Consider the following 14,555-nt stretch of genomic DNA (forward strand, 5'->3'; position numbering starts at 1 on the left):
GGGGGTGCGGATACGGGGGGGTGTGTTCGTTGTTTTTGACTATACATCACCCCACCAGCTGCCTTTGGGGGGGTTGTTCTTTTTTTACGCCCACCCCCCCCCCCCCCCCCCACAACGCCCCTCCGCACAACCGGTTCCGGCTACTCCCCGCTGCTCGTGTACCGCCACCGCGACATCGCCACGGCGACGCCCGCGTACAGCACGCCCACCCCGGCCACCACGGCGGCGGACCTGCCGTCCGGTGGAAGCATCAGCGCCGCCACCCCCGCCGCGCTCACGAAGGCGACGTTGAAGAGCACGTCGTAGAGCGAGAAGACCCGGCCACGGAAGGAGTCGTCCACCGAGGTCTGGACGACCGTGTCCGTGGCGATCTTCGCCCCCTGGGTCACGACACCGAGCACGAAGGCGGCGACCAGTATCGGCATCGGCGTGAAGGGGAGCCCCAGAGCCGGTACCAGGACGGCCGCGGATCCTGCGCACCCCGCGATCCAGCCGTACCGTCCGAGCCGCCCCACGGCCCAGGGGGTCACCACGGCGGCGACGAAGAAGCCCGCACCGGAGGCACCGACCGCCAGGCCGAGGAGCGCCAGCCCGTCGGACTCGTCGTTCGACCAGGCGTAGCGGCAGAGCATGAGCACCATCACGGTGAGCGCTCCGTAGCAGAAGCGCAGCACCGTCATCGCGGCCAGCGCCCGGGCCGCATGGGTCCGGTTCCGCAGGTGGCGCAGTCCGGCGACGAGCCCGTGGGCCGTCACGGCGAGTGCGGCCCGCAGCCGCAGAGGCGTTCCGTCGGGATCGGGTCCCAGCAGCGCTCGCGGCAGACTCAGCGACGCCAGCGCGGAGAGCAGATAGAGCAGGGCCCCGAGCAGGACGACCGCCGCATCGGACTCGTCGGCCATCAGCCGTACGACGAAGGCGAGGCCGCCGCCCGCGGTGGCCGCGAGCGTGCCGGCCGTCGGGGAGAGCGAGTTGGCGATGACGAGCCGTTCGGTGTCGACCACCCGCGGCAGCGCGGCGGAGAGCCCCGCCAGCACGAAGCGGTTGACGGCGGTGACACAGAGGGCCGAGGCGTAGAAGAGCCAGTCCGGTACCGAGGCGAGGATCAGCAGGGCCGTGCAGCAGGCCAGGGCGGCCCGCAGGAGGCTCCCGTACAGAAAGACCTGGCGGCGGGGCCAGCGGTCCAGCAGGACACCCGCGAACGGGCCGATCAGTGAGTACGGCAGGAGGAGCACCGCCATGGCCGAGGCGATGGCGGTCGCCGATGTCTGCTTCTCCGGGGAGAAGACGACGTATGCGGCGAGGGCGACCTGATAGACGCCGTCGGCGGACTGGGAGAGGAGCCGCACGGTGAGCAGGCGGCGGAAGTTGCGCAGGCGTAGCAGGGTGCGCAGATCACGCGCGACAGACATGGGAGCAAGCGTCACACACGTCGGGGGTCCCCGGGCGGATTGCCCGGGGACCCCCGACGTGCGGCAGGAAGAGGTGAGCTTCGCCGCTCAGTGCTCCGGTGATGCGGTCAACGTGTGAGGGCTGGTTCAGCTCTCGGCATCGCCGTTGATGAACTTCTCGACGTTCTCGCGGGCCTCGTCGTCGAAGTACTGCACCGGCGGGCTCTTCATGAAGTAGCTCGAAGCCGAGAGGATCGGGCCGCCGATGCCGCGGTCCTTGGCGATCTTCGCCGCACGGACGGCGTCGATGATGACACCGGCCGAGTTCGGGGAGTCCCACACCTCGAGCTTGTACTCCAGGTTCAGCGGGACGTCACCGAAGGCGCGGCCTTCGAGGCGCACGTACGCCCACTTGCGGTCGTCCAGCCAGGCCACGTAGTCCGAGGGGCCGATGTGGACGTTGTCCGCACCGAGCTCGCGGTCACGGATCTGCGAGGTGACGGCCTGCGTCTTCGAGATCTTCTTGGACTCCAGGCGCTCACGCTCGAGCATGTTCTTGAAGTCCATGTTGCCGCCGACGTTCAGCTGCATCGTGCGGTCCAGGACGACGCCCCGGTCCTCGAAGAGCTTCGCCATCACGCGGTGCGTGATGGTGGCGCCCACCTGGGACTTGATGTCGTCGCCGACGATCGGGACACCGGCCTCGGTGAACTTGTCGGCCCACTCCTTGGTGCCCGCGATGAAGACCGGGAGAGCGTTGACGAAGGCGACCTTGGCGTCGATGGCGCACTGCGCGTAGAACTTCGCGGCGACCTCGGACCCGACGGGCAGGTAGCAGACGAGGACGTCGACCTGCTTGTCCTTGAGGACCTGGACGACGTCGACCGGGGTGTCCGCGGACTCCTCGATCGTCTCGCGGTAGTACTTGCCCAGACCGTCGTGGGTGTGGCCCCGCTGGACGGTGACGCCCGTGTTCGGCACGTCCGCGATCTTGATGGTGTTGTTCTCGCTGGCGCCGATGGCGTCCGCGAGGTCGAGGCCGACCTTCTTCGCGTCGACGTCGAAGGCGGCGACGAACTCGACGTCGCTGACGTGGTAATCGCCGAACTGGACGTGCATCAGGCCGGGCACCTTGCCGGCCGGATCTGCGTCCTTGTAGTACTCGACGCCCTGCACCAGCGAGGCGGCGCAGTTGCCCACGCCTACGATGGCTACGCGAACCGAACCCATTCCGGTTGCTCCCTGTGTGATCGGTGTTTCCGATGAAGTCCCCGCGGAACGCGGTGACTTCACTTGGCGGTGTCGTCGGACGGATCCGGCGGGGTGTCATCCCGGTGCCGGGGCAGGCCGCCCGTCTCTCCTGATGTGTCCTGCTGAGCGGAGCCCTCGGGCGAGGATCGTCGCCGATCCCGTCCCGACCGCTCGCTCTCGATGAGCTCGTTCAGCCAGCGCACTTCGCGCTCCACGGACTCCATGCCGTGTCGCTGCAGCTCAAGTGTGTAGTCGTCGAGTCGTTCACGGGTGCGGGCGAGGGAGGCGCGCATCTTCTCCAGACGCTCCTCCAGCCTGCTGCGCCTGCCTTCGAGCACCCGCATCCGCACCTCGCGTTCGGTCTGCCCGAAGAAGGCGAAGCGTGCGGCGAAGTGCTCGTCCTCCCAGGTGTCCGGACCGGTGTGCGAGAGCAGCTCCTCGAAGTGCTCCTTACCTTCCGCCGTCAGCCGGTAGACGATCTTGGCCCGGCGTCCCGTGAGGGAGGAGGCGGGCGTGGTGTCCGCCGGGTCACCGGCGGGCTCCTCGATCAACCAGCCGCTGGCCACCAGCGTCTTGAGGCACGGATAGAGAGTCCCGTAGCTGAACGCGCGGAAGATCCCCAGCGAGGTGTTGAGGCGTTTGCGCAGCTCGTAGCCGTGCATCGGAGACTCGCGGAGCAGCCCGAGGACGGCGAACTCGAGGATGCCGGAGCGTCGGCTCACGGGCGTCTCCTCCTTCTGCCGTTGATTCCGCGGGGACGGTCTGCCGGACCCACTGACGTACTTATGCCGCGCTGATGTATCGACTCGATACATCAGCACGATAGATCGGCCCGCCGGGTTCGACAAGGGTGACCTTCGTGAGCGGCATCACATCGTCAATTCGTAGGAACCGACTTGCGTTGTTTGGGGTGAACTTCGGCCCTAGGAGGGTTTTGACGGTGCGTAGTCTGTGCGGCATGCAGACCACCGGGAACCGTGAGGCGCCGTTGTACGTCAGTCATCGCGGACTGCCGGATGTTTTGCGGATGAGCCTTCCGCAGGGCTGGTCCGTAATTCGGGGGGACCGGATCTCAACTGCCGCTTCCAGGCGCTCTCGCCTGCCCGAGGAGTAGTCGTTCCATGAGCGAGCACCGTCGCAAATCGCCTCAGCCGCAAGGTGGCGGGCGGGCCGCGGCCAGACGAGCCGCCCAGCAGTCGACGGGACGCCGAGCAGTCCCGTCACGCAGAGCAACACCCGTATCACCTTCCGAATCATTGTCCGAGGCGCCTGAGGCGGAGCGCCAGTACGGCAGCCGTGCCGAGGCCCGTCGCGCGGCCCAGCGCGGTGGAGGCCGGCGGCGGGGCGGGGGCGACGAGTCGCGCGTCCGGGGCGCCGCGGGGCCCCCCGGCAAGAAGCGCGTCATCGACTACCCGCGTCACGGCAGGTACGGATTCCGTCGCTGGCTGCCCTCGTGGAAGCTCGTCTCGGGCCTCTGCGTGGGCTTCCTCGGCATGCTGATGGGCGTGGCGGGCATTTCGTACGCGATGGTCGAGACGCCGGACATCCAGAAGGCGGCCAAGGCGCAGAACAACGTCTACTACTGGTCCAACGGTGAGCCGATGGTGGCGACCGGGGGTGCGGTCAACCGCCAGGAGATCAGCTACGAGCAGATCCCCGTGGCGATGCGCAACGCCGTCGTCGCGGCCGAGAACAAGACCTTCTGGACGGACCGGGGCATCGACCCCAAGGGCATCGGCCGCGCCGTGTTCAACATGGCCACGGGCGGTGAGACCCAGGGCGGGTCGACCATCACCCAGCAGTACGTGAAGAACTCCCACCTCACTCAGGACCAGACGCTCTCGCGGAAGTTCAAGGAATTCTTCATCACGCTCAAGGTCGCCGGCAACGAGGACAAGCGGGAAGTCATGGCCGGCTACCTGAACGTCTCGTACTACGGACGTGGGGCTTCCGGTATCCAGGCCGCGGCCCGTACGTACTACGACAAGGAAGCCAAGGATCTGACCGTGAGCGAGTGCGCCTTCCTGGCGACGCTGCTCAAGGGCGCGAGCTACTACGACCCGGCCGGCGCCACCGACATCGATCCGAAGGCGACCGACAAGGCCAACACCAGGCGTGCCAAGGAACGCTGGCAATGGATCCTGGACGAGCAGGTCAAGGACGGCACGCTGGAGAAGGCGGAACGGGAAAAGATCACCGAGTTCCCGATGCCCAAGCCGCCGAAGAAGAACGCGAAGCTCGGCGGACAGACCGGCTACCTGGTGGAGCTGGCGCGCAAGTACTTCCTCGCCAACAACGACAGGAATATCACCGCCAAGGACATGGAGCTCGGCGGCTTCGAGATCCACACCACCTTCGACGAGAAGAAGGTGAAGCAGCTCAGCGCGGCGGTGAAGAAGGTCTACGACGCCAAGATCCGTCCCGAGGAGCGCCCCAAGACGGACACCCACGTCGAGTTCGGCGGGGCCTCGGTGGACACCAGGACGGGCGCCATCCTCGCCACGTACGGCGGGCAGGACGCCACGAAGCACTTCACCAACAACGCCGATGCCACCGGTGCCCAGGTCGGCTCGACGTGGAAGCCCTTCGTCCTGGCCGCAGCGATGGAGTACGGCGTACGTAACCCGCAGGGCGGGCCGGAGCAGAGCAAGTCCGAGCGCACCGTCGTCTCGCCGGAAAGCATCTACAACGGCGACAACAAGCTGCGGATCAGGAACTACAACGGCGAGGTCTGGAAGGACAAGGACGACAACGAGTGGCTCCAGACGAACGACGGTGACTACGACCACGGCGAGATCGACCTGCGGCACGCCATGGAGCAGTCGGCCAACTCCCCCTTCGTGCAGCTCGGTATGGACGTCGGGACGGACAAGGTCAAGGACGCCGCCGTCGCCGCCGGTCTGCGGGACGACGACATGATGGCGGACTCGACCGTTCCGTCGTTCTCCATCGGCACGTCCTCGCCCAGCGCCATCCGGATGGCGGGCGCCTACGCCACCTTCGCCACGAGCGGCCAGCAGAACCCCACGTACTCGGTCACCGAGGTGAAGAAGCAGGGCCAGGTCGTCTTCCAGCACAAGAAGCAGCCCAAGCGCGCCTTCTCCCCGCTCATCGCGGACAACGTCACGGACGTGCTGAAGAACGTGGTGGAGAACGGAACGGGCCGGCCCGCACGGCTGCCCGGGCGGGCGGCGGCGGGCAAGACGGGTACGACGGACGGCAACAAGTCCGCCTGGTTCGTCGGTTACACCCCGCAGCTCTCGACGGCGATCAGCATGTTCCGGCTGGACGACGACGAGACCAACACCAAGCGCCAGTTCGAGAAGATGTTCGGCACCGGTGGTGAGAAGAAGATCCACGGAAACTCGTTCCCGGCGTCCATCTGGCACGACTACATGACCGCGGCGATGAAGGGGAAGAAGGTCCTTTCGTTCCCGGAGCCGCAGCCCATCGGCGAGACGGTCTGGGGCGGTGGCGCGGAGAGCCCGAGCCCGACGCCCAGCCCGACGCCCTCTCCGACGCCCTCCAGCGAGAAGCCGGAGCCGCCGAAGCCGTCCCCGAAGCCCACCACCCCCTCGCCCACGCCGAGCAAGACCTGTGAGCCCTGGGACCTGAGCTGCCAGAACCCCAACGGCGGCGCCAACGCCGGAGCCGACGGCGGCGCCAACGCGGGTGCGGACGGGGGTACGAACGTCGGAGCCGACGGCGGCGCGAACGCAGGGGCCGACGGAGGTGCCAACACCGGCACCACGGAAGGCACGACCGAAGGTGCCAACGGCGGCAACGGGGCGAACAACAACGGTGGCGGCGGCCTGTGGAGCGGCGCCGACGGCGGCGGATAGCCGCACCGCAGCAGGGCCGTGACCGGCCCTGGACGCCCGCAGGACGAGGGCCGCCGCACCGGACGGGGTGCGAGCGGCCCTCGCCGCGTTCCGGGCCGCTTCGGGCCGTCCTTCCGTGTCCCGGGCCGGTCCACGTCCGGGCCACAGCCCCGTACGGCAGGATGTGCGGCATGCCAAGCCCCAGTGCAGAGGACGCGAGCGTGCAGCAGCAGGAGCGGCCCGTCGTGCGGCCCACCGACCAGGACGAGGTCGCGGCGGCCGGCAGCGGGCTGTTCGGCGGGCCGGCCGGGCGCTGGGCGCGGCTCGGTGAGGGCCCGCTGACGCCCGTACGGGTCGTCGCCCTGGTCATGATCGGGATGTTCGCCCTCGGCATGGTGCAGAAGATCCCCTGCTACGAGTGGGCCTGGTTCCGCGGAGCGACCTCGCAGTACACGCACGCCTGCTACTCCGACATCCCGCACCTCTTCCTGGGACGCGGCTTCGCCGACGGCCTGGTGCCGTACTTCGACCGGCTGAGCGGCGACATGCAGTACCTGGAGTACCCCGTACTGACCGGGGTGTTCATGCAGGTGGCCGCCTGGCTGACGCTGACGCCGGACAGCGACCCCATCCAGCAGCGCGAGCAGATGTACTGGATGGTCAACGCGGGCATGCTGATGATCTGCGCCGTGATCATCGCCGTGTGCACCGTGCGTACGCACCGGCGGCGCCCCTGGGACGGTCTGCTGGTCGCGCTGGCCCCCGCGTTCGCCCTCACCGCCACCATCAACTGGGACCTGCTGGCCGTCGCCCTGACGGCCGCGGCGATGCTCATGTGGTCGCGGGGCCGGGTGCTCGCGTTCGGCGTCCTCATCGGCCTTGCGACGGCCGCCAAGCTCTACCCCGTCCTGCTGCTCGGCCCGCTGCTGGTGCTCTGCTGGCGGGCGGGCAGGTGGCGCGAGTTCTCCACCGCCCTGCTCGGCACCGGGGCGGCCTGGCTGGCGGTGAACCTGCCGATCATGCTCTACGCCCCCGAGGGGTGGCGGAAGTTCTACGCGTTCAGCCAGGAGCGGCCCATCGACTTCGGCTCCTTCTGGCTGATCATCACCCAACGCACCGGGAAGCCCATCGGCGTGGAGACGGTGAACACCGCGTCCGTGGTCCTGATGGTCGTGCTCTGCGCGGGCATCGCGGGCCTGGCCCTGACCGCCGCACGCCGGCCGCGCTTCGCCCAGCTGGCGTTCCTGGTGGTGGCCGCGTTCATCCTGACGAACAAGGTCTACTCACCGCAGTACGTGCTCTGGCTGATCCCGCTCGCCGTGCTGGCCCGGCCGCGCTGGCGCGACTTCCTCATCTGGCAGGCCTGCGAGGTCATGTACTTCCTGGGGATCTGGTCCTACCTCGCGTACACGAGCGGGGGCGACGAGCACCAGGGGCTGCCGCAGGAGGGCTACCAGCTGGCGATCGCCCTGCACCTGCTGGGCACGCTCTACCTGTGCGCTCTGGTCGTCCGGGACATCCTGACGCCGGGGAAGGACCCGGTGCGCAGGGACGGGTCGGACGACCCGTCGGGCGGGGTGCTCGACGGGGCGCCGGACGCGTTCGTGCTCGCGCCCGAGGCCCGGCCGTCCGGGCATGGCGCCCCGACGGTCATGGGACCTCGGATGGAGTGGGGCACGGCCCGGGAGCGCTGACCCGGGGCGGCTCGCTCAGCGGTCCACGAGCCGGTCGTACTGGGTGGTCGTGTGGCGCAGGTGGGCGACCAGCTCGTCACCGACCCGCGGCTCCTGCGCGTCCGAGGGCACGAACAGGATCGACACCTGCATGTGCGGCGGCTCGGCGAACCACCGCTGCTTGCCCGCCCAGACGAACGGCGACAGGTTGCGGTTGACCGTGGCCAGACCCGCGCGCGCGACCCCCTTGGCCCGCGGCATCACCCCGTGCAGCGCCTTGGGCGCCTCCAGGCCGACCCCGTGGGACGTACCGCCCGCGACGACGACCAGCCAGCCGTCGGACGCGGCCTTCTGCTGGCGGTAGCCGAACCGGTCGCCCTTGACGACGGGCGTGACGTCCAGGACGGCCCCCCGGTACTCGGTGGCCTCGTGGTCGCCGAGCCAGAGCCGGGTGCCGATCCGGGCGCGGAAGCGGGTCTGCGGGAACTGCTGCTGGAGCCGGGCCAGCTCCTCGGCGCGCAGATGGCTGACGAACATGGTGTGCAGCGGAAGCCGGGCCGCGCGCAGCCGGTCCATCCACCCTATGACCTCCTCGACGGCGTCCGAGCCGTCGGTGCGGTCCAGCGGCAGGTGCAGCGCGAAGCCTTCGAGGCGTACGTCCTCGATCGCCGCGTGCAGCAGCCCGAGCTCCTCCTCCTTGACCCCGTGGCGCTTCATCGAACTCATGCACTCGATGACGACCCGGGCGCCCACCAGGGCGTGCACCCCGTCGACCGAGGAGACGGACCGGATGACGCGGTCCGGCAGCGGAACGGGCTCCTCACCCCGCCGGAACGGGGTCAGGACGAGCAGGTCGCCGCTGAACCAGTCCTTGATCGTGGCGGCCTCGTAGGTGGTTCCCACGGCGAGCGTGTCGGCGCCGAAGCGGATCGTCTCGTCGGCGAGCCGCTCGTGGCCGAAGCCGTAACCGTTGCCCTTGCAGACCGGTACGAGCCCGGGGAACTGGTCGATCACGGACTTCTGGTGCGCCCGCCAGCGCGCGGTGTCGACGTAGAGGGAGAGCGCCATGGCCGGCCCGGAACCTTTCTGGTGGCTGCGGTGAATCAGGAGCGAACGGGGGTGTGCCGAGAGGATGGATGAGCGGGTCAGCGGCGCGACATGTAGATGTCGAGCGCCTTGTGGAGCAGCTTGTTGAGCGGGAAGTCCCACTCGCCGACGTACTCGACGGCCTCACCGCCCGTGCCGACCTTGAACTGGATCAGGCCGAAGAGGTGGTCGTTCTCGTCCAGCGAGTCACTGATCCCGCGCAGGTCGTAGACGGTGGCGCCCATCGCGTAACTGTCGCGGAGCATCCGCCACTGCATGGCGTTCGACGGCCGGACCTCACGCCCGATGTTGTCGGATGCGCCGTAGGAGTACCAGACGTGCCCGCCGACGACGAGCATCGTGGCGGCGGAGAGGTTCACGCCGTTGTGGCGGGCGAAGTACAGCCGCATCCGGTTGGGGTCCTCGGAGTTGAGGACCGTCCACATGCGCTGGAAGTACGAGAGCGGGCGCGGCCGGAAGTGGTCGCGGACGGCCGTGATCTCGTAGAGGCGCTGCCACTCGGCCAGGTCCTCGTAGCCGCCCTGGACCACCTCGACGCCGGCCTTGTCGGCCTTCTTGATGTTGCGGCGCCACAACTGGTTGAAGCCCTTGAGGACGTCTTCCAGGGAGCGGTTGGCCAGCGGCACCTGGAAGACGTAGCGGGGCTGTACGTCACCGAATCCGGCGCCGCCGTCCTCACCCTGCTGCCAGCCCATCTTCCGCAGCCGGTCGGCCACCTCGAAGGCGCGCGGCTCGATGTGGCTGGCCTCGACGTCGCGCAGGCGCTTCACGTCGGGGTCCTGGATGCCGGACTTGATGGCCGCCGAGTCCCAGCGCCGGATGACCACCGGCGGGCCCATCTTCACGGAGAACGCGCCCTGCTGCTTGAGGTGGGCGAGCATCGGCTGGAGCCATTCGTCCAGGTTGGGCGCGTACCAGTTGATCACCGGGCCCTCGGGCAGGTACGCCAGGTAGCGCTTGATCTTGGGCAGCTGGCGGTACAGGACGAGGCCGGCGCCGACGATCTCGCCGTTCTTGTCGAACCAGCCCAGGTTCTCCGAGCGCCATTCCGTTTTCACATCAGCCCACGCCGGGACCTGGCAATGACTGGCCGAGGGCAGGCTCTGGATGTACGCCAGATGCTGCTCTCGGCTGATGGTCCTCAGGGTCAGGCTCATGCGGGGCGCTCCTCGGCAGGTGTGTCCCCATCGGTCAGGGGCTCCGGCTCTCGCGCCGAAGCCTACTGTGACCGAGGGGTGCCCGGCCTGGCCGCGTAGGGCCGAACCTCCCGCTACGGACCGGCACGGCCGCCCTGACGGCCGCGCCGGGTCGTGCGCCGGTCAGGTGACGACGCCGCCGAAGAGGCCGCCGTGCGCCATACCGAGGTACAAGCCCACGGCGGAGGCGCCGATGCCCATGATCAGGCCGAACCTCTCCCAGGTGGTCTTCGAGATGTACTGGCCGTAGAGGCCGGTCAGGATCCCGATCAGCCCGGCCCATGAGCTGATCAGGTGCAGATGGTGGAACATCGCCGTCACGAAGGCGAGGACGCCGAGCACCCCGGTCACCGCCATCAAGACGTCCTGGACGGGGTGTGGCCTGCCGTCCGTGGCGAAGAGGGAGCCGGTGGCCGGGCGGCCGGTGGTGGACCGGGAGCCGGCGGGACGAATGGTCTGTGCCATGGAGTACCTCCTGGCCGGACGGGCGGTGGAATGTAGCGCCTCTCACACCGCATCTGTCTCGATTGTGCCCCCGGGGCCCCGGATCCGCCCTCCGGTACCCGGTCCGCCGTGCCGTCGGGATCCGGACCGGAAGTGCCTCTGAGCTCCGGATTTCAACCGGAAGCCGGTCTACGGGTAGTCTGTACGGTCTGCACCGGTGTCTGCCCAGGCCGGCACGGCGAGCCCCCTCCCCAGGAACATCCGAGAGACGGGTGTCAGTGCCGGGTGTTCTCCTCAGGAGACACCGTTGCTCACGCATCACGACCCTCCTGCCACGGAACGACCGTGGCCGCTGAGTCCAAAGGAGGTGGGTTCCACATGCGTCACTACGAGGTGATGGTCATCCTCGACCCCGATCTCGAGGAGCGAGCAGTCTCCCCGCTGATCGAGAACTTCCTCTCCGTCGTCCGTGAGGGCAACGGAAAGGTGGAGAAGGTCGACACCTGGGGCCGTCGTCGGCTCGCTTACGAGATCAAGAAGAAGCCCGAGGGCATCTACTCGGTCATCGACCTGCAGGCCGAGCCTGCGGTCGTCAAGGAGCTCGACCGCCAGATGAACCTGAACGAGTCGGTCCTCCGGACCAAGGTCCTCCGTCCCGAGATCCACTGAGCATCTAGCTCAGCGGTTTTCGGGTCCGAGTAGCAGCAAGCAGCCAGAAGCAATCCCCGCCGAGAGGTTCACCCATGGCAGGCGAGACCGTCATCACGGTCGTCGGCAATCTCGTCGACGACCCCGAGCTGCGCTTCACCCCGTCCGGTGCGGCGGTCGCGAAGTTCCGTGTCGCGTCCACTCCCCGCATCTTCGACCGGCAGACCAATGAGTGGAAGGACGGCGAAGGCCTGTTCCTCACCTGCTCGGTCTGGCGTCAGGCGGCGGAGAACGTCGCGGAATCGCTCCAGCGAGGCATGCGCGTCGTCGTGCAGGGCCGGCTGAAGCAGCGGTCCTACGAGGACCGTGAGGGCGTCAAGCGCACGGTCTACGAGCTGGATGTCGAGGAAGTCGGCCCCAGCCTCAAGAACGCCACGGCCAAGGTCACCAAGACCACCGGTCGCGGCGGTCAGGGCGGCCAGGGCGGATACGGCGGCGGTGGCCAGCAGGGTGGCGGCAACTGGGGCGGCGGTCCCGGTGGCGGTGGCCAGCAGGGCGGCGGCGGTGCTCCCGCCGACGACCCGTGGGCGACCGGCGCGCCGGCCGGCGGCCAGCAGGGCGGGGGCCAGGGCGGCGGGAGCGGCTGGGGCGGAAGCCCCGGTGGTTCCGGCGGCTCCGGCGGTTCCGGCGGCGGCTACTCGGACGAGCCCCCCTTCTAGGGCGGGCTCGTACCCCACTTCTTGATCACACAGGAGAAACACCATGGCGAAGCCGCCTGTGCGCAAGCCTAAGAAGAAGGTCTGCGCGTTCTGCAAGGACAAGACCCAGTACGTGGACTACAAGGACACGAACATGCTGCGGAAGTTCATTTCCGACCGTGGCAAGATCCGTGCCCGCCGCGTCACCGGCAACTGCACGCAGCACCAGCGTGACGTCGCCACGGCTGTCAAGAACAGCCGTGAGATGGCGCTGCTGCCCTACACGTCCACCGCGCGATAAGGGAAGGGTGACAACAGCATGAAGATCATCCTCACCCACGAGGTCTCCGGCCTCGGCACCGCCGGCGACGTCGTCGACGTCAAGGACGGGTACGCCCGCAACTACCTGGTTCCGCGTGGCTTCGCCATCCGCTGGACCAAGGGCGGCGAGAAGGACGTGGCGCAGATCCGCCGCGCCCGCAAGATCCACGAGATCGCGACGATCGAGCAGGCCAACGAGATCAAGGCCAAGCTTGAGAGCGTGAAGGTCCGTCTGGCCGTTCGCTCCGGCGACGCCGGTCGGCTCTTCGGCTCGGTCACCCCGGCCGACATCGCTTCGGCGATCAAGGCCGCCGGTGGTCCCGACGTCGACAAGCGTCGCGTCGAGCTCGGTTCGCCGATCAAGACGCTCGGTGGGCACCAGGTGTCCGTCCGTCTGCACCCCGAGGTCGCAGCGAAGCTCGGCGTCGAGGTCGTTGCTGCCTAAGGGCAGAGCTCAGCTGAGCAGGTGAAGGGCCGCATCCCATCGGGGTGCGGCCCTTCGCTCTGTCCTGGGGGTGGAGTGTTTCACGTGAAACAGCGCGATGGTTCACGCGCTCAGCAGGGTTCCGGCCGCACCGTTTCACGTGAAACAGTCCGCGGACCACGTGCATCAGCGGGCCGCTCCGGTGACGATCCACCGGCCGGAGCGGGTGCGCATCCACAGGGTGATCAGCCGGACGGCCATCATCAGCGTCATCGCCCACCAGAGTCCGGTGAGACCGCCACCGAGGGACGGGACCAGAAGTGCGACGGGAGCGAAGACGGCGAGCGTCACCAGCATGGCCCACGCGAGGTAGCGTCCGTCCCCCGCGCCCATCAGTACGCCGTCCAGGACGAAGACCACCCCGGCGATCGGCTGCGAGACCGCCACGACCAGGAGCGCCGGGAGCAAAGTATTCGTCACCGCCGGGTCGCTGGTGAAGAGCGGAATGAACAGAGACCGGGCGAGCATGATCAAGAGGCCGAGCACGATGCCGCAGCCGATGCCCCACTCGACCATGCGACGGCATGCCTCCCGAGCCCCCTTCTCGTCGTTCGCCCCCAGATACCGGCCGATGATGGCCTGGCCCGCGATGGCGATGGCGTCGAGGGCGAAGGCGGTCAGGCTCCAGAGGGAGAGGATGACCTGGTGCGCGGCGATGTCGCTGTCGCCGAGCCGGGCTGCCACGGCGGTGGCGATCATGAGCACGGCCCGCAGCGACAGCGTCCGGACCAGGAGGGGGACACCCGCCCGGGCGCTGGCCCTGATACCGGCGGCGTCGGGACGCAGGGAGGCGCCGTGTCTACGGGCGCCGCGGACGACCACGATCAGATAGGCGACGGCCATGCCCGCCTGGGCCGACACCGTGCCCCAGGCGGATCCGGCGATGCCGAGCCCGGCCCCGTAGACGAGGACCACGTTGAGGACGGCGTTCGCCGTGAAACCGCCGATAGCGACGTACAGCGGGGTACGGGTGTCCTGGAGTCCGCGCAGCACTCCGGTGGCCGCCAGGACCACGAGCATCGCCGGGATACCGAAGCTGGAGATCCGCAGATACGTGATGGCGTACGGGGCGGCGGTGTCGGAGGCGCCGAAGACGTCGACGAGCCAGGGTGCCGAGGGGACGGCGAGCGCGACGACGACGGCACCGAGCAGCAGGGCAAGCCAGATGCCGTCCATGCCCTGGCGGATCGCGGCGGGCAGATCGCCCGCCCCGACGCGACGGGCGACGGCGGCCGTGGTGGCGTAGGCGAGGAAGACGAAGACGCTCACGGCGGTCATCAGCAGGGCCGCGGCGATTCCGAGACCGGCCAGTTGCGGGGTGCCGAGGTGGCCGACGATGGCGCTGTCGACCATTACGAACAGGGGCTCGGCGACCAGCGCTCCGAACGCCGGAACGGCGAGGGCGATGATCTCGCGGTCGTGCCGTCGACGACCTGATCGGGAGGAGGTGGGGGCCGGGCTCATGGCGGTCAATCTAATCTTCCACAGGTAAGAGATGCAATGCCCTATTGTCCCTTACTCGCG

The 14,555-nt window shown here is 68.6% G+C and carries 13 protein-coding genes; 6 read left to right on the forward strand and 7 right to left on the reverse strand.

What is annotated here, in order from left to right:
- Positions 1-140 precede the first annotated feature (140 nt).
- From ACIQAK_RS11555 to ACIQAK_RS11565, 3 genes are all read right to left on the reverse strand, one after another.
- Positions 141-1,409, reverse strand: coding sequence for an MFS transporter (locus ACIQAK_RS11555; protein ID WP_366392822.1), 1,269 nt, complete (start codon positions 1,407-1,409; stop codon positions 141-143).
- A 126-nt stretch (positions 1,410-1,535) separates the two neighbouring features.
- Positions 1,536-2,618: an inositol-3-phosphate synthase gene (locus ACIQAK_RS11560; protein WP_366392821.1), complete on the reverse strand. Its 1,083-nt coding sequence runs from the start codon at positions 2,616-2,618 to the stop codon at positions 1,536-1,538.
- Positions 2,619-2,677: 59 nt separating this feature from the next.
- Positions 2,678-3,361 (reverse strand): helix-turn-helix transcriptional regulator, encoded by a 684-nt coding sequence (locus ACIQAK_RS11565; RefSeq protein WP_366392820.1) that lies wholly within the window; start codon positions 3,359-3,361, stop codon positions 2,678-2,680.
- Between the two features lie 399 nt (positions 3,362-3,760).
- On the opposite strand from ACIQAK_RS11565, the gene ACIQAK_RS11570 reads away from it, so the two are divergent.
- Both ACIQAK_RS11570 and ACIQAK_RS11575 read left to right on the forward strand, forming a co-directional pair.
- On the forward strand, positions 3,761-6,481 hold the full coding sequence (locus tag ACIQAK_RS11570; RefSeq protein WP_366392819.1) for a transglycosylase domain-containing protein: 2,721 nt from the start codon (positions 3,761-3,763) through the stop codon (positions 6,479-6,481).
- Between the two features lie 170 nt (positions 6,482-6,651).
- On the forward strand, positions 6,652-8,154 hold the full coding sequence (locus tag ACIQAK_RS11575; RefSeq protein ID WP_366392818.1) for a glycosyltransferase 87 family protein: 1,503 nt from the start codon (positions 6,652-6,654) through the stop codon (positions 8,152-8,154).
- 15 nt (positions 8,155-8,169) lie between these two features.
- Here the strand turns inward: ACIQAK_RS11575 and ACIQAK_RS11580 are convergent, their stop codons facing one another.
- The 3 genes from ACIQAK_RS11580 to ACIQAK_RS11590 all read right to left on the reverse strand — a co-directional run bounded on the left by ACIQAK_RS11580 (position 8,170) and on the right by ACIQAK_RS11590 (position 10,901).
- Positions 8,170-9,201 (reverse strand): alanine racemase, encoded by a 1,032-nt coding sequence (locus tag ACIQAK_RS11580; RefSeq protein WP_018489852.1) that lies wholly within the window; start codon positions 9,199-9,201, stop codon positions 8,170-8,172.
- Between the two features lie 77 nt (positions 9,202-9,278).
- Positions 9,279-10,397 (reverse strand): peptidoglycan bridge formation glycyltransferase FemA/FemB family protein, encoded by a 1,119-nt coding sequence (locus ACIQAK_RS11585; protein ID WP_366392817.1) that lies wholly within the window; start codon positions 10,395-10,397, stop codon positions 9,279-9,281.
- Between the two features lie 162 nt (positions 10,398-10,559).
- Positions 10,560-10,901, reverse strand: a complete 342-nt coding sequence (locus ACIQAK_RS11590; RefSeq protein ID WP_366392816.1) for a hypothetical protein — start codon at positions 10,899-10,901, stop codon at positions 10,560-10,562.
- A 357-nt stretch (positions 10,902-11,258) separates the two neighbouring features.
- On the opposite strand from ACIQAK_RS11590, the gene rpsF reads away from it, so the two are divergent.
- From rpsF to rplI, 4 genes are all read left to right on the forward strand, one after another.
- Complete coding sequence (gene rpsF / locus ACIQAK_RS11595; protein ID WP_015609864.1) at positions 11,259-11,549, forward strand: 30S ribosomal protein S6; 291 nt, start codon at positions 11,259-11,261, stop codon at positions 11,547-11,549.
- A gap of 74 nt (positions 11,550-11,623) precedes the next feature.
- Positions 11,624-12,247, forward strand: coding sequence for a single-stranded DNA-binding protein (locus ACIQAK_RS11600; RefSeq protein ID WP_366392815.1), 624 nt, complete (start codon positions 11,624-11,626; stop codon positions 12,245-12,247).
- Positions 12,248-12,290: 43 nt separating this feature from the next.
- Positions 12,291-12,527, forward strand: a complete 237-nt coding sequence (gene rpsR, locus ACIQAK_RS11605; protein WP_003967857.1) for a 30S ribosomal protein S18 — start codon at positions 12,291-12,293, stop codon at positions 12,525-12,527.
- A gap of 18 nt (positions 12,528-12,545) precedes the next feature.
- Entirely contained in the window at positions 12,546-12,992 is a 447-nt protein-coding gene (rplI, locus tag ACIQAK_RS11610; RefSeq protein ID WP_366392814.1) for a 50S ribosomal protein L9, read from the forward strand.
- A 165-nt stretch (positions 12,993-13,157) separates the two neighbouring features.
- Here the strand turns inward: rplI and ACIQAK_RS11615 are convergent, their stop codons facing one another.
- Entirely contained in the window at positions 13,158-14,495 is a 1,338-nt protein-coding gene (locus ACIQAK_RS11615) for an MATE family efflux transporter (RefSeq protein ID WP_366392813.1), read from the reverse strand.
- Between the last annotated feature and the right edge of the window lie 60 nt (positions 14,496-14,555).

The organism is Streptomyces sp. NPDC088706 (assembly GCF_044752765.1).
In the GTDB taxonomy this organism is placed as follows: domain Bacteria; phylum Actinomycetota; class Actinomycetes; order Streptomycetales; family Streptomycetaceae; genus Streptomyces.